The following is a 20,043-nucleotide window of genomic DNA, read 5'->3' on the forward strand; positions in this document are numbered from 1 at the left end:
CCGAACGCTGCTGCGGGAAACGACGCGACCCCTCCATGTTCGGGGACAGTACTCAGAGGCATCGCCGCCGACAATTCACTGCATCGCACGGTGTGGACTAGTTCTGGCTAACCGCTGTCGGCGGCGTATTGGGCCCGGAGGCTCTGTAACACAGCCCTTTTCGACTGGGCGAATTCGCGCGCTTCGGCCACGACCGAGGCGATCTCGCGTTGCTTGGCCATCAGGAATTTCTGAAACTCGCGCGCCCCCATGGGCGTATCGAGCGCGAGGTCCGCCTGGTTCACGGTCGCGTGGTCGATCTGCTCGGCGATGGAGTCCAATCGCCGGATGCTCTCGCGGGCTGCCTCGTGAGCCCCCGTCAGCACCTCGGTCAGCACCTGATCAGCTTCCGACGCGGTGCCGTGCTGACTCGCCAGCGCCGACCGTCGCGCCTCGACGGCCTCTAACGAGGGCCCCGGTTGTTGTTCCGGCATCGGCTCACCCCATTCGTCGTGCCCGCATTGCCGGGCGGTCTTGGGTTGTCATATCGGTCGGCGGATCGCAACGTTGTTGCCCAGTCGGCTTATTCGCACCGAGGCGCCCGAATAGGGCGCTTCCACGACTAGGTTGTTCCCGATCGCCAGCTGCACGTGGCCGGCATGCGGAAACACCAGATCACCGGCCCGCACCTGGGCACGGGTCACCGGGATGCCGTCGTTGATCTGCTGATACGTGGTGCGATCCAGATGGATGCCGGCCTGCGCATAGCTCCACTGCACCAGCCCGGAACAGTCGAACTGGTCGGGTCCGGTCGCGCCCCAGACATACGGCCGGCCCAAGCGAGACAAGGCGGCGCGCACCGCGAGTGCGGCGCGACCGTTCGGCAGTCCCGCTATCCCGAACCGACGGTCATGCCGGAGCCGATAGCGCAAGGCCAGTAGTTCCGCGTAGCGCTGTCGAGCACGCAAGCGCGCCGACAGGACGTGCGCCCGTTGGGCCCGCAGGCGAGTCGCGCGGCGCCGCATGGCCTCCCGCTGAGCCAGTGGTGTCGCGGGCATATCGGCATCCGCGCGGGCCGCATCCAGCACGCTTCGGGTCACGTCGCTGGCCTGTGCCCGATCGCGGTGCGCGCCGGCGATGACGTCAGAGGCCGCGGCGTCGATGCCGGCCGCCGCGGTGAGGCGTTGCCGGCTGTGGTCCACCGCGAGTTGGTAACCGCCGTGCGCCATCTTGTCGCTCAGCCGGGCCGCTTGCTGCAGTACGTTGCGGTAGTGCGCGGTGCCCGCGTCCAGGAACGACGGATGCGTGCCGCCGGCGAACAGTTGATGGGCGCGGCTCAATGCCTCGACTTCGGTTTGACTCACGGCGCCCCCTCGTCGTCGGCTCGGCTTTCCTCGGTTTCGCCGGACTCGACCGCGTCGGTGAAGGCGCGGACGCGGGGCAGAGCACCCGGCGCGATCACCCCCCGGTTGCGGATGTCCCACATCTCGTCGACATCCACGCCGACCAGTGCCGCGATGATGGTCTCCGGCAAGGGCGACTGCGCGCACGCCCGGTCGAAACGGGCGCTCAAGCTGGTGGGCATCCGCTCCAGCAGCGCCGCGCGCGTCGCCTCCAGGGCTTGCAGATGCTCCATCAGCCGACCGGTCGAGTCGGCGCCGGCGTTCACGGCCACCCGCCACGAGCTGGCTGCGAGCATCTCTGCCTTCACGCACTGCGCGATCACAGACAGAATATACGTCTCATATTCGTTTGATGTTGTCGCAGGCAATCGATCGATGACGGATTTGAGGGCATCGAGCTGCGCTTCGGCATAGCCTTCCAGCACTTCTGTGTCGCTGTGACGGTCCACCACCACCGGTCCGCTGCGCCGCGTGGGCATGGGGGCCGGCGGCTGGGCGGCCATCAGACGCGCTAGCTCGGCGTCCGGATCGGCGGCCACCAACAGCCGCGAGTAGGTGCCAGGCGGCAGGCCAAGGCCGTTTTCGATCTTCTGAACTGTGCTTTTGTGCGGCTTGCGGGCGCCACGCTCGAGAAAGCTCAGTCCCATGATGCTGACCCCGGTCGCGGCGGCGAGGTCGGCTAGTGACCAATCGCGCGACTCCCGTAGCGCGCGGATAGCCGCACCGGCCGATTCACGGGTCACCGCACGCTCCGGCCATGGGCCGGATATTACACAGCCAGCGCCTTCGATATCGGTATATACGTTTCTGTCTCGTTTCTCTTGCGCCCGGCTTCACGTTTTGTATACGCTTCCATCTACGTTTCACGCTCGACCAAGGAGACCGAAATGGCACACCCCTGCGCAGCCAACCCGGAACTGTGGTTCGGCTACCCCGACGACGACAGTGGTGACGGCGCCGCGAAGGCGCGCGCATACGAGCGGTCGGCCACCGAGGCGCGGATCCAGTGCCTGCGTCGCTGCCCGCTGGCACAGCAGCGCCGTTGCGCCGCCCACGCCATCGCCCACCGCGAGGAGTACGGCGTGTGGGCCGGGGTGAAGCTACCGGGAGGCCAATACCGCAAGCGGGACCAGCTCGCTCACGCACACGACGTCCTGCGGCGTATCGCCTCCGGCGAGATCAATGCCCGGCAGCTACCCGAGAACGCAGCCCTGCTGGCACGCCACGAGCACGAAGCGGTCGCGGTGGCCGCGGTCGTGCTGCACCTGCCGCTGGCCCAAGTCAAACCCCGTTCGGCTGCCTGACATTTCGCCGAAAGCCCGCGGCGGCAGTTTGCTGAGCCGGTCAACGGGGTAGTCGGGGTCGGCAAGACCAGTCTGTCGACCTAGAGGCGCACCCATGACGTTCGACCTGACCCCGACGGCGGCACAACACGACCTTGCCCGGCGCACACACGAGTTCGCCGAATCCGTAATACGCCCAGTCGCACTCGACTACGACCAGCGACAGGAATTTCCGTGGGCCGTACTCGAGGAGGCGGCCCAGCGGGGGTTCTACAGCCCGCTGTTCTACCGCGACCTGATCGGCGACCCGACCGGCATCTCGCTGCCCATGTTCATGGAGGAGCTGTTCTGGGGCTGCGCGGGCATCGGCTTGGCGATCGTCATGCCGGCGCTGGCGCTCTCCGCCATCGGCCAGGCCGCGTCGCCGGAGCAGATGCTGGAGTGGGCGCCCGAATGTTTCGGCACACCAGGAGATCTCAAGCTGGCTGCCCTGGCCATCTCCGAGCCCGAGGGCGGCAGCGATGTGCGTAACCTGCGCACCCATGCGCGCCGCGATGGTGACGACTGGATCATCGACGGCCACAAGATGTGGATCGGCAATGGTGGCATCGCCAACGTGCACGTGGTCAACGCGGTGGTCGACGAGGAGCTCGGCCATCGCGGTCAGGCACTGTTCGTGGTGCCGGGCGGCACGCCCGGACTGAAGCTGGTGCGAAAACTGGACAAACTGGGTTGTCGGGCCTCTCACACCGCCGAGTTGCTCTTCGAAGGAGTGCGCGTTCCGGGCGCCAATCTGCTTGGCGGAGAAGAAAAGCTCGAATACAAGCTCGCCAAGGCCAGGGAAGTCGTGGCGGGCGGGAAGCGGTCCGGCTCGGCGACGCTCGGCACCTTCGAGCAGACCCGACCCATGGTCGCCGCCCAGGCCATCGGCATCGCCCGCGCGGCGCTCGAGTACGCCACCACGTACGCCACCGAGCGAGAGGCCTTCGGCGGGCCCATCATTGACAACCAGGGCATCGCGTTCCCGCTGGCGGAGCTGGCCACCCAGATCGACGCCGCCCGGCTGCTCACCTGGCGTGCGTCGTGGATGGCGGCCAACAACGTTCCCTTCGAACGGGGCGAGGGTTCGATGTCGAAGATGGCCGCCAGCGAAGTCGCGGTCAAGGCCACCGAACGCGCTATCCAGACCATGGGCGGCTGGGGTTACATCACCGATCATCCGGTGGAAAAGTGGTATCGGGACGCCAAGCTGTACACCATCTTTGAAGGAACGAGCGAGATCCAGCGGATGGTCATCTCCAACGCGCTGGGTGCCGCCGTGGGTACCCCGCCGCTGCATGTGGTGCTCGAGCCGTCCGGGGGACCGCTGAACCGGGTATTCGGGCGGGGCACCCCGCTGCGTTCCCGCGCAGCCGACAGCGCCCTGTCGATGAAGGATCGCGTGCCCGAGCCCGTCATGCGACTGGCCATGAAAGTGCTGCGGCCCCCGCGCAAATAGGCGTGGCGGGTACCGTCGCGGAGGACGGCGCTTGCGCGAGGCCCCGCGACGGAGGGTGGACGGATGAGCAATCTCGAAGCCGCGCCGGCCGAAGTCGCCTGCGCCGCTTCACAACAATTTGATGCCTCGGCGATGGTGGAAGTTCTGCGGCCGCGAGAGGTTCCGTTGGGCGGCCCCAGGGCGATCCGGGTGCAACGCATCCTTCCGCAGCGACAGCGCTCGCTGGTCGGGGCGTGGTGCTTCATCGACCGCTACGGTCCGGTCGCCGGGCGAATGGACGTCCCGCCGCACCCCCATACGGGACTACAAACCGTCAGCTGGTTGTTCAGTGGGGAAGTGGAGCACCGCGACAGCGCCGGCGTGCACGCGGTTGTCCGGCCCGGCGAGCTGAACCTGATGACCGCGGGGGCCGGCATCTGCCATTCGGAAGTCTCACTCGATTCCGGCGCGCTGTTGCACGGCGTCCAGCTCTGGGTCGCGCTGCCCGCAGCCGATCGCGACACCGGACGTGACTTCGCCCATTACGCACCCGCGCCCCTTGCGCTGCCGGGCGCAACCGCGCGGGTCTTTCTTGGCGAGCTGGCCGGCGGCCGATCGCCGGTGCCGACGGCTACGCCGTTGGTGGGTGCCCAGATCGACCTTGACGCCGGGGCCGCGCTGGACTTCGGCGTGGACCCGGCCTTCGAGCACGGGGTGCTCTGTGATTCCGGGACCGTACACGTGGATGGGGCAGCCCTGGCGATCGCCGAATTGGCGTACCGGAGTCCCGGCCGGGCCCGGCTGCAGGTAGAGAATGCGGGGGAGGGCCCCGGGCGGGTACTGCTGCTCGGCGGCACGCCGTTCACGGAAGAGTTGGTGATGTGGTGGAACTTCGTCGGGCGAAGCCACGAGGACATCGCCAACTACCGACAACTGTGGGAGGACGCCGACGACCGTTTCGGCGCCGTCCATGGATACCGGGGAGCGCTCGCCCGACTGCCCGCCCCACCGCTGCCGACCGCCCGGCTGCGGCCCCGACCTACACCGCAAAGAAAGGGAAACACAGATGACAACCGATAAGACCGGCGCCGAAGCCACGGTCACTCTCGAGGACGGCAAGTACACGATCGCCGTCGAGGGTAAGGCGGTGGGGCTGGCCGATTTTGCCGACCGCGGCAATCAGCGCGTCTTCTATCACACCGAAATCGATCCGGCGTATGGCGGACGTGGGCTGGCGACAATCCTTGTCGAGGAGGCGCTCAACGAGGCGCGGGATGAGGGCAAGCGCATTGTTCCGGTGTGCTCGATGATCGGCACGGTGCTCAAGAAGCATCCCGAATTCGATGACATCACCGACGCGGTCACTCCAGAGATTACGCAGTGGGTGCGCTCGTAGCGCGGTAAGTGATAATCGGGCAAGGTCATCGCCAGCATCCTGGACATTGACCCTGCGTGCCAACGGATCACGTTCGATCCCGACCATCGAAACACGACGGTGCGGCGGCTCTGCGAGTTCCTGGGTTGCGAATTCCTCGGCGAACACGACATGCCGAACCGCCGGATGGCGCTTTACGCGCTGGAGCGTGCACCGTCGCGCGACCCCGGACGCGCTGCCCCGCTCGTCTCGGCCTGCTATGGCGTGGCGCATTCACTGCGAAGGGCGGCGGTGTCTTCTATTTGCCGCCTCCACAACAACTTTCCAGGCCGCTGCATCGGCCGCGCCAGCAACCATTTTGGCGCTTCGCGCAGGAAGGGTCTGAAATGATGGTCTGGTGACGGACCCCTGCGCGGGATGCGGTTTCAGATACGACCTGCGGCAAGCCACATCCGCCGGCGATGACATCCGCGCCACTGCCGCCGAAGTTGTTTCGCTTCTGTGTAATAGCGGTGGCGGCGTGCGGCGGCGGGCACAACCCGTCATCTGGTCTCCGCTGGAGTACGCGTGCCATCTGCGCGATGTGCTGCTCGTGCAGCGCGAACGGGTGCTCGCGGCGCGGCGCGCCAACGGCGCCGACTGCGTGTCTATGGGCCGCGAAGAGCGTGCCGAGCACGACGGCTACAACGAGCAAGATCCCCTCGAGGTCGCCCGCCAACTCAGCGACGCCGCAACGCTCTTCAGCAATGTGCTGGCACGGCTTGCCGGCGACGACTGGGAGCGCACGGTGGTCTATCACTATCCCGAGACCAGTGAGCGGTCGTTACGCTGGGTTGCGGTGCACACCGCACACGAATTGCAGCACCACCTCCTCGACATTCGCCGCCAACTATGAGCTGGCGCCGGCAGCTGAAGCCCCAAAGCCAGAGTGCCGGCATGAATGTCGATGCGGTCACTTTCAGCGAACGGTGGGTGCGCAACTGGAACGCCCACGACGTCGAAGCCGTTCTCGCCGACTTCCACGACGACGTCGTGTTCACGTCGCCGGTGGCCGCCAAACTTTTTCCGGAAACGCGCGGCGTGGTCCGCGGTAAGGCCGCGTTGCGGCGGTACTGGACCGAGGCCGTCACACGCATTCCGGATCTGCGGTTCTCCGTTGACGGCCTCTACCAAGGCATCGACACGATCGCCATCGCGTCCGCAACCAGAACGGCGGCCCGGTCAACGAGGTCTTGACCTTCCGGGACGACGCGGTCATCGAGGGCCACGGAACCTATCGGATATCCGACTCGTAGCGCTCCGCCACACCCACCCACAAAACACGAAAGCCACGACCTCTTTCGAGGCCGTGACTTTTCGTTGAACCGCTCAGTGTGGGCGAAGGGGGACTTGAACCCCCACGTCCCGAAGGACACTGGCACCTGAAGCCAGCGCGTCTGCCATTCCGCCACTCGCCCGGAAAAACAACCGATGGACCATATCACTCTAATGGCCTGATCCCCGAACCGCCGAAGTGGGCCCCGAAGCCGCACGGAACGGTGCAACCGTCGGCCGACACCTGTCTGAGCTGGGCCGATGCAATTCTCACGATTTCGAAAGTGCCGCGCCGACACGGTGTGCCGATACCATGCGGAAGTGATCCAGCACCGAGGTGATTCGTTTGCCGTCCACCGGCAATACCTGAGGGCAAGTGCACGCGAACGGTAGGACATGAGTAGCCAACGGGGGCTGGTTGCGCGGATCGAGCGCAAACTCGAGGCGACGGTAGACAATGCCTTCGCCCGGGTATTCGGCGGATCGATCGTTCCGCAGGAGGTCGAAGCCCTGTTATGCCGCGAAGCGCGTGACGGGATCCAGAAGCTCCACGGAAACCGCCTTTTGGCCCCCAACGAATACATCATTACCCTCGGTATGCACGACTTCGAGAAGGTGAGCGCCGATTCGGATCTCACGTCGAGCGCTTTCGCGAGGTACTTGGCTGACTACATCCACGAACAGGGGTGGCAAACGTATGGTGAGGTGGTCGTTCGGTTCGACCAGTCGTCGAACCTGCGCACCGGCCAGTACCGCGCCCGCGGTGCTGTCAACCCCGATGTCCAGCCCCGCCCGACGGTCCACGACCCCGTCCGGCCACAATCAAATAACGCGTTCGGCGAAGAACGAGGAGTAGCACCAATGACTGACAATTCTGGCTACCGCGGGGCTCAGGGGCCGGGCCGATCCGGCGACGAGTACTACGACGACCGCTACGGGCATCCGCAGGACGACGCGCGCGGTGGCCCGGACCCGCAGGGAGCACCCGACCAGCGCGGTGGATATCCACCCGAGCAGCAGGGCTACCCGCCTCAGCAGGGCTACCCGCCGCCCCGCCAACCCGAGCAGGGTGGCTACCCGGAGCAGGGCGGCTATCCCGAGCAGGGGCACGGCGGCGGCTACCCGCCGCAGCAGGGCTACCCGGACCAGCGCGGCTACCCCGACCAGCAGGGTCAGGGCGGCTACCCCCCGCAGCAGGGCTACCCGGACCAGCGCGGCTACCCCGACCAGCAGGGTCAGGGCGGCTATCCGCAGTCGTACGAGCAGCGTCCACCCGCTCCCGGCGGTTACGGCGGCCAGGGTTATGACCAGGGCTACCGCCAGGGCGGCGGCTACGGCCCTCCCGGCGGTCAGCAGGGCGGCGGCCAGCAGGGATACGGCGGATACGGCGACTACGGTCGCGGTCCGGCCCGCCCGGAGGAGGGCGGCTACGCGCCGCCCGAACACCGACCCGGCTACCCCGAGCAGGGTGGCGGATACGACCAGGGCTACCAGCAGGGGGGCGGATACGGCCGCCAGGACTACGGGTCCGCCGAGTACACCCAGTACTCCGAGCACGCGCAGGGCGGAACGTACGGCGGCCAGGCCGGGGGCTACCCCGACGCCGCCAGCCCCGAGTACGAGTACGGCCAGCCGGCCGACTACGGCCAACAGGCTGACTACGGCCAGCCAGCCGACTACGGGCAGCCCGCCGACTACGGCCAGCAGGGTGGTTACGGCGGCTACGACCAGGGCGGCTACGGCGCCGGCGGGACCACGATCACTCTTCAGCTCGACGACGGCAGCGGGCGTACCTACCAGCTGCGCGAGGGATCGAACATCGTGGGTCGCGGGCAAGACGCCCAGTTCCGGTTGCCCGACACCGGCGTGTCACGGCGTCACCTCGAAATCCGCTGGGACGGACAGGTCGCGCTGCTGTCGGATCTGAACTCGACCAACGGCACCACGGTGAACAACGCACCGATCCAGGAGTGGCAGTTGGCCGACGGCGACGTGATCCGCTTGGGCCATTCGGAGATCATCGTCCGGATCCACTAAGCCACTGGGCTTAACGCTGCCGTGCTTCGCCCCGTGTCGTCCGCCGTCCAAGTATCGTGACGTAGCCGATGTGCTCGGAGTCACGGGCGCCAGGAATGCGACGCTAGGACGGAAAGGACGCCAGATGCAGGGACTGGTACTGCAGCTGACGCGCGCCGGATTTTTAATGTTGCTGTGGGTATTCATCTGGTCCGTGCTGCGAATCCTTCGGACCGACATCTACGCGCCCACCGGTGCTGTCATGGTACGACGTGGTTTGGCGCTGCGGAGCACGCTGTTGCCTTCGCGCCAGCGCCGCCACGCGGCTCGGTACCTGGTGGTCACCGAAGGCGCGCTGGCCGGCGGACGCATCACGCTGAGCGGACAGCCGGTCTTGATCGGCAGGGCCGACGACTCGACGCTGGTGCTTACCGACGACTACGCCTCGACGCGGCACGCCAGGCTGTCTCAGCGCGGCTCGGAGTGGTACGTCGAGGATCTAGGATCGACCAACGGCACTTACCTTGACAGGGCGAAGGTGACGACTGCGGTACGAGTTCCGATCGGAACACCGATTCGAATCGGCAAAACGGCGATTGAGTTGCGCCCGTGACCCTGGTCCTGCGATATGCCGCGCGGAGTGATCGCGGCCTGGTACGCGCCAACAACGAAGATTCCGTCTATGCGGGCGCACGGCTGCTCGCGCTGGCCGACGGCATGGGTGGTCATGCAGCCGGCGAGGTGGCGTCCCAGCTGGTGATCGCCGCGCTGGCCCACCTCGATGACGACGAGCCGGGCGGCGATCTGCTGGCCAAGCTCGACAACGCGGTGCGTTCCGGCAATGCGGCCATCGCCGCACAGGTGGAGGCCGAGCCCGAGCTGGAGGGGATGGGCACCACGCTCACCGCGATCCTGTTCGCGGGCGACCGCATCGGGATGGTGCACATCGGCGACTCGCGCGGCTACCTGCTGCGCGACGGGGAGCTGACCCAGATCACCAAGGACGACACGTTCGTCCAGACCCTGGTCGATGAAGGCCGCATCACCCGAGAAGAGGCTCACAGCCACCCGCAGCGGTCGTTGATCATGCGGGCGCTCACCGGCCACGAGGTCGAGCCGACGTTGACCATGCGCGAGGCGCGCGCCGGTGACCGCTATCTGCTCTGCTCGGACGGGTTATCGGATCCGGTGAGCGACGAGACCATCCTCGAGGCCCTGCAGATCCCCGATGTCGCCGAGGCCGCCTACCGCCTCATCGAGTTGGCGCTGCGCGGCGGCGGGCCGGACAACGTGACCGTCGTGGTCGCCGACGTGGTCGACTACGACTACGGGCAGACCCAGCCGATTCTCGCCGGCGCGGTGTCGGGCGACGAGGATCAGATGACCCTGCCCAACACCTCGGCCGGCCGCGCCTCGGCGATTCGGCCCCGTGAAGAGGCCGCCAAACGCGTTGCGCCGCAACCGGAGACACCGAACCGGCCGCGCTGGTCGCGCCAGAAGATGTACATGGCCGTCGGCCTGGCGGTGCTGTTGGTGTTCGCGGGCCTCACCGTCGGATGGTGGGTCATTCAACGCAACTACTACGTCGCGGAATACAGCGGCAGGATCTCCATCGTCCGCGGGATCCAGGGCACCCTGCTGGGCATCCCGTTGCAGGAGCCCTACCTGGTGGGCTGCCTCAACGCCCGCAACGAGCTCTCCCTGGTCAGCTACGGGCAATCCAGTGGCCACCCCAATTGCCAGCTGATGACGCTGCAAGACCTGCGCCGCCCCGGACAAGTGCAAGTCCAAACCGGGTTGCCGGGCGGCAGCCTGGACCAGGCCGAGTCGCAGCTGCGGCAGCTTCTGGCCGAATATCTGTTGCCGATCTGTCCGCCCCCGCGCGCGACGTCACCGCCCGGCTCACCGGGCGCCCGCAGCGGAACACCAGAATCCGGCACCACCGCATCGCCCGCACCACCGACCACCAGCTCTTCGAGCGCCAGCCCCTCACCGAGCACGAGCGCCAACGGCCCCGCGAACTCTGCGCCGGCAGGCCCGACGACCACGTCGCAGACAGTCACCGCGCTTCCCGGGCCGCCACTTCAACCGGGCATCGATTGCCGGACGGTGGCATGACGACCCAACTTCAGCCGCCGGTCGCGGTCACGCCCCCGTTGCCTACCCGGCGTAATGCCGAGTTGCTGCTGCTGGGCTTCGCCTCACTGATCACTGTCGCCGCGCTGCTGATAGTTGAAGCCAACCAGGAGCGCGATCTGCACTGGACCGCGATCAGCTACGGGCTGGTGTTCCTCATCGTCTTCGGGTCGGCGCACATGGCGATCCGACGTTTCGCGCCCTACACCGATCCGCTGCTGTTGCCGATCGTGGCCTTGCTCAACGGCCTTGGCCTGGTCATGATTCACCGACTCGACCTGGTCACCAATCAACTCAGCGGACGACACCACCCCAGTGCGACCCAGCAGATGCTGTGGACCCTGATCGGCGTGGTTACCTTTTCGCTGGTGGTCACGTTCCTGAAAGACCATCGGCAACTGGCGCGCTACGGTTACATCTGCGGCCTGGTCGGCCTGGTCTTCCTGGTGATCCCTGCCCTGCTGCCGGCGTCGCTGTCCGAGCAGAACGGCGCCAAGATCTGGATTCGCTTCCCCGGCTTCTCAATTCAGCCCGCCGAGTTCTCCAAGATCCTGCTGCTGATCTTCTTCTCCGCGGTGCTGATCGCCAAGCGCGGCCTGTTCACCAGCGTCGGTAAGCATTTCATGGGACTGACCCTGCCCCGTCCGCGCGACCTCGCGCCCCTGCTGGCGGCGTGGGTGATCTCGGTCGGCGTGATGGCGTTCGAAAAAGATCTCGGCACATCGCTATTGCTGTACACCTCGTTTCTGGTGGTGGTGTACCTCGCCACTCAACGCTTCAGCTGGGTGGGGATCGGCCTAGTGCTGTTCATCGCGGGAAGCGTTGTCGCGTATTACATTTTCGCCCACGTCCGGGTCCGCGTGCAGATGTGGTGGGACCCGTTCTCCGACCCCGACGGGAGCGGCTACCAGATTGTCCAGTCGCTCTTCAGTTTTGCCACCGGCGGGATCTTCGGGACCGGCCTGGGTAACGGTCAGCCCGACACCGTACCGGCCGCTTCGACCGACTTCATCATCGCCGCGTTCGGCGAAGAACTGGGGCTGGTGGGCCTGGCCAGCATTCTGATGCTCTACACCATCGTGATCGTGCGGGGCCTGCGCACGGCGATCGCCACCCGCGACAGCTTCGGCAAGCTCCTGGCCGCGGGCCTGGCGTCGACGCTGGCCCTTCAGCTGTTCATCGTCGTCGGCGGGGTAACCCAACTCATTCCGCTGACCGGCCTGACAACGCCGTGGATGTCTTACGGGGGCTCGTCCCTGCTGGCGAACTACGTGCTGCTGGCCATCCTGGCGCGCATCTCGCACAGCGCCCGTCGTCCCCTGCGCAGCCGCACCCGCAAGCCGCCGATCGCGGCGGCCAGCACAGAGGTGATCGAGAAAGTATGAACGCCTCTCTGCGCCGGATCTCGGTGACCGTGATGGCGTTGATCGTGTTGCTGTTGATCAACGCCACGATGACGCAGGTCTTCGCCGCCGACTCGCTGCGTGCCGACCCGCGCAATCAGCGGGTTTTGCTCGACGAGTATTCGCGCCAGCGCGGCCAGATTGTGGCAGGCGGCCAGCTGCTGGCCTATTCGGCCGCCACCGACAACCGCTACCGCTTCCTGCGCGTCTACCCCAACCCGGCGGAGTACGCACCCGTCACCGGCTTCTATTCGCTGCGCTATTCCAGCACCGGCCTGGAACGCGCCGAGGATCCGCTGTTGAACGGGTCCGACGAGCGGCTGTTCGGGCGCAGGCTGGCCGACTTCTTCACCGGCCGTGACCCGCGCGGCGCGAATGTCGACACCACGATCAAGCCGCGGATCCAGCGCGCCGCCTGGGACGCGATGCAACAGGGCTGCGGCGGCCCGCCGTGCAAGGGCGCCGTCGTCGCCCTCGAGCCGTCGACCGGCAAGATCCTGGCGATGGTGTCGTCGCCGTCCTATGACCCCAACCTGCTGTCGTCGCACGATCCCGAGGTGCAGGCGCAAGCGTGGCAGAAGTTGCGTGACGACCCCAACAACCCGCTGACCAACCGTGCGATCTCGGAGACGTACCCACCCGGCTCCACCTTCAAGGTGATCACCACCGCGGCCGCGCTGCAGGCCGGGGCCTCCGACACCGAGCAGCTGACGGCGGCGCCCTCCATCCCGCTGCCCAACAGCACGGCAACTTTGGAGAACTACGGTGGGGAATCGTGTGGAAACGAGCCGACGGTGTCGCTGCGGCAGGCCTTCGCCCTGTCCTGCAACACGGCATTCGTCCAGCTCGGCATGCTCACCGGCTCCGACGCGCTACGCAACATGGCGCACTCGTTCGGGCTGGACAGCACGCCCAGCGTCATCCCGCTGCAGGTCGCGGAGTCGACCGTGGGGATCATTCCGGACGCCGCGGCGCTGGGAATGTCGAGCATCGGCCAGAAGGACGTCGCGATGACACCCCTGCAGAACGCCGAGATCGCCGCGACCATCGCGAACGATGGGGTGACGATGCAGCCCTACCTGATCGACAGCCTCAAGGGGCCAGACCTGACCACGATCAGCACCACGGCACCGTATGAGCAGCGGCGCGCCGTGTCACCGCAGGTCGCCGCTAAGCTAACAGAGCTGATGGTCGGCGCCGAGAAGGTCGCACAGCAGAAAGGGGCCATTCCCGGCGTGCAGATCGCATCGAAGACTGGTACCGCAGAGCATGGCAGCGATCCGCGGCACACCCCGCCGCACGCGTGGTACATCGCTTTCGCGCCCGCACAGACCCCGAAGGTCGCTGTGGCGGTGTTGGTGGAGAATGGCGCCGACCGCCTGTCCGCGACAGGGGGTGCACTCGCCGCGCCGATCGGACGGGCTGTGATCCAGGCCGCGCTACAGGGAGGACCATGAGCCCGCGAGTTGGTGTGACGCTGTCTGGCAGGTACCGCCTACAGCGCCTGATCGCCACCGGCGGCATGGGTCAGGTGTGGGAGGCGGTAGACAGCCGGCTGGGCCGACGCGTCGCGGTGAAGGTGCTCAAGCAGGAGTTCTCCCAGGACCCCGAGTTCATTGAGCGGTTCCGCGCCGAGGCGCGTACCACCGCGATGCTCAACCACCCGGGGATCGCGGCCGTCCACGACTACGGCGAAAGTCAGCTGGACGGGGAGGGCCGCACCGCCTATCTGGTGATGGAGCTGGTCAACGGCGAGCCGCTGAACTCGGTGCTCAAGCGCACCGGCCGACTGTCGCTGCGCCACGCCCTGGACATGCTCGAGCAGACGGGACGCGCACTGCAGGTGGCGCACGCGGCCGGGCTGGTGCACCGCGACGTCAAGCCGGGCAACATCTTGATCACCCCGACCGGCCAGGTGAAGATCACCGACTTCGGTATCGCCAAGGCCGTCGACGCCGCACCGGTGACCCAGACCGGGATGGTGATGGGCACCGCCCAATACATCGCACCCGAGCAGGCTTTGGGCCACGACGCCACCCCGTCCAGCGACGTGTACTCGCTGGGAGTCGTTGGCTACGAGGTTGTTTCGGGCAAGCGGCCGTTCACCGGTGACGGCGCGCTGACGGTGGCGATGAAGCACATCAAGGAACCGCCGCCGCCGCTGCCCGCCGAGCTGCCGCCTAACGTGCGCGAACTCATCGAGATCACCCTGGTGAAAAACCCCGCGATGCGATACCGCAGCGGCGGGCCGTTCGCCGACGCCGTGGCCGCGGTGCGCGCCGGTCGTCGTCCGCCACGGCCCAGCGCGACACCGCCCGCCGGCCGGGCCTCGCCGGCGGCCATACCGTCCAGCCCGACCACCCGCGCGGCCGCGGTGTCGCCGAGCCGAAGCGCGGCGCCCCGTCGGTCGCGACCGACCACCGGCGGACACCGCCCACCCCCGGCTCGGCGTACCTTCTCCTCGGGTCAGCGCGCGCTGCTGTGGGCGGCCGGCGTGCTCGGCGCGCTGGCGATCATCATCGCGGTGCTCATCGTCATCAATTCGAAGGCCGACCAGCAGCAACAGCCACCGACGGTGACCGACACCGGGACGCCGCCCGCCTCGGCGCCTCCGCCGGCGAGCAAGACACCGAGCGGTTCGGGGGCCCGGCCCGAAATGCGACTCGATTGGCCGGATGACGGGACAATAGGGACCTCCGGCTTCCACAACGTGCCGGCCCGACACGGAACACATCAATGACCACGCCGCAGCACCTGTCCGACCGTTACGAACTGGGCGAGATCCTCGGCTTCGGGGGTATGTCCGAGGTTCACCTGGCCCGCGACGTCCGTTTGCATCGCGACGTCGCGGTGAAGGTGCTGCGCGCGGATCTGGCCCGCGACCCCAGCTTCTACCTACGCTTCCGGCGCGAGGCGCAAAACGCCGCCGCGCTGAACCACCCGTCCATCGTCGCGGTCTACGACACCGGCGAGGCCGAGACACCCACCGGGCCGCTGCCCTACATCGTCATGGAGTACGTCGACGGCGTCACCCTGCGCGACATCGTGCACACCGATGGCCCGCTGCCGCCGCGCCGGGCCATCGAGATCATCGCCGACGCGTGTCAGGCGCTGAACTTCAGCCACCAGAACGGCATCATCCACCGAGACGTCAAGCCGGCCAACATCATGATCAGCACCACCAACGCGGTCAAGGTGATGGACTTCGGTATCGCCCGCGCGATCGCGGACAGCGGCAACAGCGTCACCCAGACCGCCGCGGTGATCGGAACCGCGCAGTATCTCTCGCCCGAGCAGGCCCGCGGCGACACCGTCGACGCCCGTTCCGACGTGTACTCGTTGGGCTGTGTGCTTTACGAAATCCTCACGGGCGAGCCGCCTTTCACCGGTGATTCGCCGGTTGCCGTTGCCTACCAACATGTTCGGGAAGACCCGATCCCGCCGTCACAGCGGCACGAGGGCATCTCCGCCGACCTCGACGCCGTGGTGCTCAAGGCGCTGGCGAAGAATCCCGACAACCGTTATCAGACCGCGGCGGAGATGCGTACCGATCTTATTCGGGTGCACAACGGCGAAAAGCCCGAAGCGCCAAAGGTGCTCACCGATGCCGATCGGAGCTCGCTGCTGTCGTCCACTCCCGGCGCCGCCGGCCCGTCGCGGACCGATCCGCTGCCGCGTCAGGTTCTCGCCGACGCGGGCGAGGACCGCAACGTCGGCTCGGTCGGCCGCTGGATCGTCGCGGTCGCCGCGCTGGCGATTTTGACGATCGTTGTCGTCATCGCGTTCAACACGTTCGGCGGTGGCGCCCGCGATGTGCAGGTGCCCGACGTGCGCGGGCAGGTGTCCGCCGACGCCATCGCGGCGCTGCAGAACCGCGGCTTCAAGACCCGCACCTTGCAGAAGCCGGATTCCGCGATCCCGCCCGACCACGTCATCGGCACCGACCCGGGCGCCAACGCGTCGGTCACTGCGGGCGACGAGATCACCATCAACGTCTCCACCGGGCCCGAACAGCGCGAGGTGCCCGACGTGTCCTCGCTGAGCTACTCCGACGCGGTCACCAAGCTCAAGGCCGCGGGATTCAGCAAGTTCAAGCAGGCCAACTCGCCGTCGACCCCGGAACTGCTGGGCAAGGTGATCGGGACCAACCCGCCGGCCAACCAGACATCGGCGATCACCAACGTCGTCACCCTCATCGTCGGCTCCGGGCCGGAGACCAAGCAGGTTCCCGATATCGCGGGTCAGACCGTCGACATCGCGCAGAAGAACCTGACCGTCTACGGCTTCAGCAAGGTCACCCAGGTGCAGGTGGACAGCCCCCGTCCGGCCGGTGAGGTGATCGGCACCAATCCGCCCAAGGGACAGCCGGTTCCGGTCGACTCGGTGATCGAGCTGCAGGTGTCCAAGGGCAACCAGTTCATCATGCCCGACCTATCCGGCATGTTCTGGACCGACGCCGAGCCACGGCTACGCGCGCTGGGCTGGACGGGCATCTTGGACAAGGGCGCCGACGTCGACGCCGGTGGCTCTCAGTCCCATCGGGTGGTGTATCAGAACCCGCCGGCCGGTTCCGGGGTCAACCGGGACGGCATCATCACGCTGAAGTTCGGTCAGTAGCCGTCGGGTCGGCCGGGAAATAGGGTCGCACCGCGACGTGTACGTCGTTCTCGAGCCGGCGCACCAACGTGTCGTCGCGCTCCCATCCGCAGTCGGCGAGCCAGTTCGCCAGTATCCGGTGGCCGCCCTCGGTCAGGATCGACTCCGGGTGGAACTGGACACCGTGAATCGGTAATTCGGTGTGCCGCACGCCCATGATCACGCCGCTTTCGGTGTGGGCCGTGACCTGAAGCACCGGCGGCAGCGACTCGGGCAGGATGGTCAGCGAGTGGTAGCGAGTCGCCGTGAAGGGGTCCGGAAGTCCTTGCAGCACACCGGTATTGCCGTGGTGGACGCTGCTGGTCTTGCCGTGCAGCAGCTCGGGGGCCCGGTCGACAACGGCACCGAAGGCGACGCCGATGGCCTGGTGCCCCAAACAGACGCCGAGCAGCGGGGTCCGCTCGGCGGCGCACGCGCGAACCATCGGAATCGACACGCCCGCGCGTTCCGGGGTGCCCGGCCCCGGACTGAGCAACACCCCGTCGAACTGGCGGGCGACGGCGGCCTCGTCGGCGAGCCGGGTGTCGTCATTGCGCCAGACTTCGGCGTCTACACCCAGCTGACCGAGGTACTGCACCAGGTTGAACACGAAGCTGTCGTAGTTGTCGACAACCAGGATCCGCATCGTGCCAGGTTACCGCCCCGCCGGTGCTCGCGAAGCTGGTCAGTAGCCGATCGGGCCGTTGGGCTGCGCGAAATGCAAACGGTCAGGCTCGAAATGACCCACCACCTGCGCGTCGGACTTGACCTCTTCGGTGTAACCGAGGCCGAAGCGAACCACATACTGCTTGTACAGGATCACCAGCGGCGCGGCGGCCAGGGCGGCCTGCATGGCGGCCGCGTTGCCGATCGCGGTGATCGTGTACGGCGGGCTGTAGGTGCGCCCGTTGAGCAAGAGGGTGTTGCCGACGCAGCGCGGCACCGAGGTCGCGATGATCCGCTGGTCCTGCATCTGGATCGCCTCGGCGCCGGCGCTCCACAGCGCGTTGAGCACGGCCAGGATGTCTTGCTGGTGCACCACCAGATCGTCCGGGGAAGCGTCGCGGGGAAAACGGCCGTTGGCGTCGCGCTGTGCGTCCGCGAGAGTGACCACCAGGCCCGGCCCATGCACCGGGCTCATTCCCGCCTCGCCGGCGAGCTGGCCGGAGCGCCGCAGCATGGCCGCCAGCGCGGCATCGGACGACCGCCCGTGCGCGGCGTCGATCTTGCCCGCCAGCGCTTCGCGCTGCGCGCTGAGACGGTTCACCGACGACTGGGTCTCGCGGACCAGGTCCACCAGCCGCGGGGCGTCACTGCGGCGGATCTCGGCGCCCCCGGAGACGCCGTGGGTAGCGGCGAGCAGCAGACCGGCCAGCAGACACACGACCGGGACGCCCCAGCGCCATGGCGATCGGCGCGTCTGGATCATCGCCTCTCCGTTTCCTGGTCACCGCCCCAGGTGAGTTAGTCTCGTAGCCAAGCTATGGCTGCAGCTGCAGTGCTTATCGTTGCACCCCGTCCCGCTCACCGTGTCGTTGAGGTAATCCGCGAGGTAATCATGCCCAAGTCCAAGGTTCGCAAGAAGAACGACTTCACCGTCGGCGCGGTCAGCCGTACCCCGGTGAAGGTCAAGGTCGGGCCCTCGAGTGTGTGGTTCGTCGCGCTGTTCATCGGTCTCATGCTGGTCGGCCTCGTCTGGCTGATGGTGTTCCAGTTGGCCGCCGTCGGGAGCCAGGCGCCGACCGCTCTCAATTGGATGGCCCAATTGGGCCCGTGGAACTACGCGATCGCGTTCGCTTTCATGATCACCGGTTTGTTGCTCACGATGCGCTGGCACTGAGCAGGACAGTCGCCGCAATGAATTCATTTTCGGCCTTATTCGTCACCGCGTCAGCAACTTTGTAACCACCCAATCACACGCGTGTGATTTATCCCCACTGTTGATAGCTGATGTGGATAACTGCATAGGCAGTGGTGGGAGGGGTTAAGGACCGCATGCAGCAAACACAATGGCAGCCGCACACGGCGGGAATCGCAGGTTGTGGAGCCGCGGGGGTTCTGATGGCTATCGCGGCTGTGACGGTGGTCACAGACCCGCCGGGGCGCATTCTGGCGGGCGTTGCCGCGGCGGGTCTGATCTTGTTTGCCGGCGTGTCGTGGCACGCGCGTCCCAAGCTGGCAATCACGCCCGGCGGCCTGGTGCGCCGCGGCTGGTTCCGGACGCAGGTATTGCAGCATTCCGACATCAAGATCATCCGCATCATCGAGTTCCGCCGCTACGGACGCAAAGTGCGGTTGCTCGAGGTCGAGACGGGCGATGGCGACCTGGCGTTGTTCTCCCGCTGGGACCTCGGAACCGATCCGCTGGAGGTACTCGACGCGCTCACGGCAGCGGGCTACGCGGGCCGTCAGCAAGGCTGATCGGCCCTCGGCCTACGGCCGGCTCAGGAGATGGTGATCGACTCGATGACGACCGGCTCGGTGGGACGGTCGTTGCCGTCGGTGCCCGTCGTCGAGATCGCGTCAACGACCTTCTGCGACTCGGGGTCGGTCACCTCACCGAAGATCGTGTGGCGCCGGTTCAGGTGCGGGGTTTGGCCGACCGTGATGAAGAACTGCGAGCCGTTGGTGCCGGGGCCAGCGTTCGCCATCGCCAGCAGGTAGGGCTTGTCGAATTGCAGTTCGGGGTGGAACTCGTCCGCGAATTTGTAGCCCGGGCCGCCGCGACCGGTCCCGGTCGGGTCGCCGCCCTGGATCATGAAGCCCCGGATCACCCGGTGAAAGACCGCGCCGTCGTAGAACGGGCCGGACGAGCCTCCCGATGCGTTCTGCGTCGAGTACTCCTTGGTGCCCTGCGCCAGGCCAACGAAGTTGGCGACGGTCTTGGGCGCGTGGTTTCCGAAGAGGGCGACCTTGATGTCGCCGCGGTTGGTGTGGAGCGTCGCGGTAGCAGTCTGAAAGGGGCTGTTGGTCACGGCACCAGAGTCTGCCACTACGGGCGGGCGTTGCCGCACGCGGTGTC

20 protein-coding genes, 1 tRNA gene and 2 pseudogenes are annotated in these 20,043 nt (G+C 67.0%); 16 read left to right on the forward strand and 7 right to left on the reverse strand.

Features of this window, described 5'->3' with window-relative positions; translation table 11 throughout:
* Positions 1-107: 107 nt before the first annotated feature.
* Genes B8W69_RS04505 through B8W69_RS04515 form a run of 3 tightly spaced genes read right to left on the reverse strand, consistent with a single transcriptional unit; the run spans position 108 to position 2,125 of the window.
* Positions 108-473 (reverse strand): DUF4226 domain-containing protein, encoded by a 366-nt coding sequence (locus B8W69_RS04505; protein ID WP_085288744.1) that lies wholly within the window; start codon positions 471-473, stop codon positions 108-110.
* Positions 474-521: 48 nt separating this feature from the next.
* The gene (locus tag B8W69_RS04510) at positions 522-1,343 is read right to left on the reverse strand and encodes a C40 family peptidase (RefSeq protein WP_085288745.1); all 822 of its coding nucleotides are present in this window, start codon (positions 1,341-1,343) and stop codon (positions 522-524) included.
* Positions 1,340-2,125: a helix-turn-helix domain-containing protein gene (locus tag B8W69_RS04515; protein ID WP_085288746.1), complete on the reverse strand. Its 786-nt coding sequence runs from the start codon at positions 2,123-2,125 to the stop codon at positions 1,340-1,342. The genes B8W69_RS04510 and B8W69_RS04515 overlap by 4 nt, the downstream gene beginning before the upstream one ends.
* Positions 2,126-2,269: 144 nt before the next feature.
* On the opposite strand from B8W69_RS04515, the gene B8W69_RS04520 reads away from it, so the two are divergent.
* The 7 genes and pseudogenes from B8W69_RS04520 to B8W69_RS04550 all read left to right on the forward strand — a co-directional run bounded on the left by B8W69_RS04520 (position 2,270) and on the right by B8W69_RS04550 (position 6,812).
* The gene (locus B8W69_RS04520; protein ID WP_085288747.1) at positions 2,270-2,686 is read left to right on the forward strand and encodes a WhiB family transcriptional regulator; all 417 of its coding nucleotides are present in this window, start codon (positions 2,270-2,272) and stop codon (positions 2,684-2,686) included.
* A gap of 94 nt (positions 2,687-2,780) precedes the next feature.
* Positions 2,781-4,163 carry an acyl-CoA dehydrogenase family protein gene (locus B8W69_RS04525; protein WP_085288748.1) on the forward strand — a complete coding sequence of 461 codons (1,383 nt, stop codon included), beginning with the start codon at positions 2,781-2,783 and terminating at the stop codon, positions 4,161-4,163.
* 63 nt (positions 4,164-4,226) lie between these two features.
* Entirely contained in the window at positions 4,227-5,222 is a 996-nt protein-coding gene (locus tag B8W69_RS04530; RefSeq protein ID WP_085288749.1) for a pirin family protein, read from the forward strand.
* Positions 5,209-5,538, forward strand: coding sequence for a GNAT family N-acetyltransferase (locus B8W69_RS04535; protein WP_085288750.1), 330 nt, complete (start codon positions 5,209-5,211; stop codon positions 5,536-5,538). The genes B8W69_RS04530 and B8W69_RS04535 overlap by 14 nt, the downstream gene beginning before the upstream one ends.
* Positions 5,539-5,559: 21 nt before the next feature.
* Positions 5,560-5,727, forward strand: a pseudogene (locus B8W69_RS31210) (GNAT family N-acetyltransferase); the annotation flags it as partial.
* Between the two features lie 187 nt (positions 5,728-5,914).
* Complete coding sequence (locus B8W69_RS04545) at positions 5,915-6,412, forward strand: DinB family protein (protein WP_085288751.1); 498 nt, start codon at positions 5,915-5,917, stop codon at positions 6,410-6,412.
* A gap of 41 nt (positions 6,413-6,453) precedes the next feature.
* A pseudogene (locus tag B8W69_RS04550) lies at positions 6,454-6,812 on the forward strand (nuclear transport factor 2 family protein).
* A 79-nt stretch (positions 6,813-6,891) separates the two neighbouring features.
* Here the strand turns inward: B8W69_RS04550 and B8W69_RS04555 are convergent.
* Positions 6,892-6,974 (reverse strand) — tRNA-Leu (locus B8W69_RS04555).
* A gap of 253 nt (positions 6,975-7,227) precedes the next feature.
* Here B8W69_RS04555 and B8W69_RS04560 point away from each other — a divergent pair.
* From B8W69_RS04560 to pknB, 7 genes are all read left to right on the forward strand, one after another.
* Positions 7,228-8,868: an FHA domain-containing protein gene (locus B8W69_RS04560; protein WP_085288752.1), complete on the forward strand. Its 1,641-nt coding sequence runs from the start codon at positions 7,228-7,230 to the stop codon at positions 8,866-8,868.
* A gap of 124 nt (positions 8,869-8,992) precedes the next feature.
* Positions 8,993-9,460 carry an FHA domain-containing protein FhaB/FipA gene (locus B8W69_RS04565; protein WP_007771646.1) on the forward strand — a complete coding sequence of 156 codons (468 nt, stop codon included), beginning with the start codon at positions 8,993-8,995 and terminating at the stop codon, positions 9,458-9,460.
* Entirely contained in the window at positions 9,457-10,965 is a 1,509-nt protein-coding gene (locus B8W69_RS04570; protein ID WP_085288753.1) for a PP2C family protein-serine/threonine phosphatase, read from the forward strand. The genes B8W69_RS04565 and B8W69_RS04570 overlap by 4 nt, the downstream gene beginning before the upstream one ends.
* Positions 10,962-12,368 (forward strand): peptidoglycan glycosyltransferase RodA, encoded by a 1,407-nt coding sequence (locus B8W69_RS04575; RefSeq protein WP_085288754.1) that lies wholly within the window; start codon positions 10,962-10,964, stop codon positions 12,366-12,368. Before B8W69_RS04570 ends, B8W69_RS04575 begins: the two co-directional genes overlap by 4 nt.
* A complete protein-coding gene (gene pbpA / locus B8W69_RS04580; protein ID WP_085288755.1) occupies positions 12,365-13,843 on the forward strand; it encodes a D,D-transpeptidase PbpA in 1,479 nt (492 codons plus the stop codon). Before B8W69_RS04575 ends, pbpA begins: the two co-directional genes overlap by 4 nt.
* Positions 13,840-15,126 (forward strand): serine/threonine-protein kinase, encoded by a 1,287-nt coding sequence (locus B8W69_RS04585; RefSeq protein WP_085288756.1) that lies wholly within the window; start codon positions 13,840-13,842, stop codon positions 15,124-15,126. Before pbpA ends, B8W69_RS04585 begins: the two co-directional genes overlap by 4 nt.
* On the forward strand, positions 15,123-17,003 hold the full coding sequence (gene pknB, locus B8W69_RS04590) for a Stk1 family PASTA domain-containing Ser/Thr kinase (protein ID WP_085288757.1): 1,881 nt from the start codon (positions 15,123-15,125) through the stop codon (positions 17,001-17,003). The genes B8W69_RS04585 and pknB overlap by 4 nt, the downstream gene beginning before the upstream one ends.
* Here the strand turns inward: pknB and B8W69_RS04595 are convergent.
* Both B8W69_RS04595 and B8W69_RS04600 read right to left on the reverse strand, forming a co-directional pair.
* Positions 16,981-17,667: an aminodeoxychorismate/anthranilate synthase component II gene (locus tag B8W69_RS04595; RefSeq protein WP_085288758.1), complete on the reverse strand. Its 687-nt coding sequence runs from the start codon at positions 17,665-17,667 to the stop codon at positions 16,981-16,983. The genes pknB and B8W69_RS04595 overlap by 23 nt on opposite strands.
* A gap of 39 nt (positions 17,668-17,706) precedes the next feature.
* The gene (locus B8W69_RS04600; RefSeq protein ID WP_085288759.1) at positions 17,707-18,450 is read right to left on the reverse strand and encodes a DUF881 domain-containing protein; all 744 of its coding nucleotides are present in this window, start codon (positions 18,448-18,450) and stop codon (positions 17,707-17,709) included.
* Between the two features lie 129 nt (positions 18,451-18,579).
* On the opposite strand from B8W69_RS04600, the gene crgA reads away from it, so the two are divergent.
* Positions 18,580-18,861, forward strand: a complete 282-nt coding sequence (gene crgA / locus B8W69_RS04605; RefSeq protein WP_085288760.1) for a cell division protein CrgA — start codon at positions 18,580-18,582, stop codon at positions 18,859-18,861.
* Between the two features lie 155 nt (positions 18,862-19,016).
* Positions 19,017-19,442: a PH domain-containing protein gene (locus B8W69_RS04610; RefSeq protein ID WP_085288817.1), complete on the forward strand. Its 426-nt coding sequence runs from the start codon at positions 19,017-19,019 to the stop codon at positions 19,440-19,442.
* A gap of 23 nt (positions 19,443-19,465) precedes the next feature.
* On the opposite strand, the gene B8W69_RS04615 is transcribed toward B8W69_RS04610, so the two are convergent.
* Positions 19,466-20,014, reverse strand: coding sequence for a peptidylprolyl isomerase (locus B8W69_RS04615; RefSeq protein WP_085288761.1), 549 nt, complete (start codon positions 20,012-20,014; stop codon positions 19,466-19,468).
* Between the last annotated feature and the right edge of the window lie 29 nt (positions 20,015-20,043).

This window comes from Mycolicibacterium vulneris (assembly GCF_002104765.1).
In the GTDB taxonomy this organism is placed as follows: Bacteria; Actinomycetota; Actinomycetes; order Mycobacteriales; family Mycobacteriaceae; genus Mycobacterium; species Mycobacterium vulneris.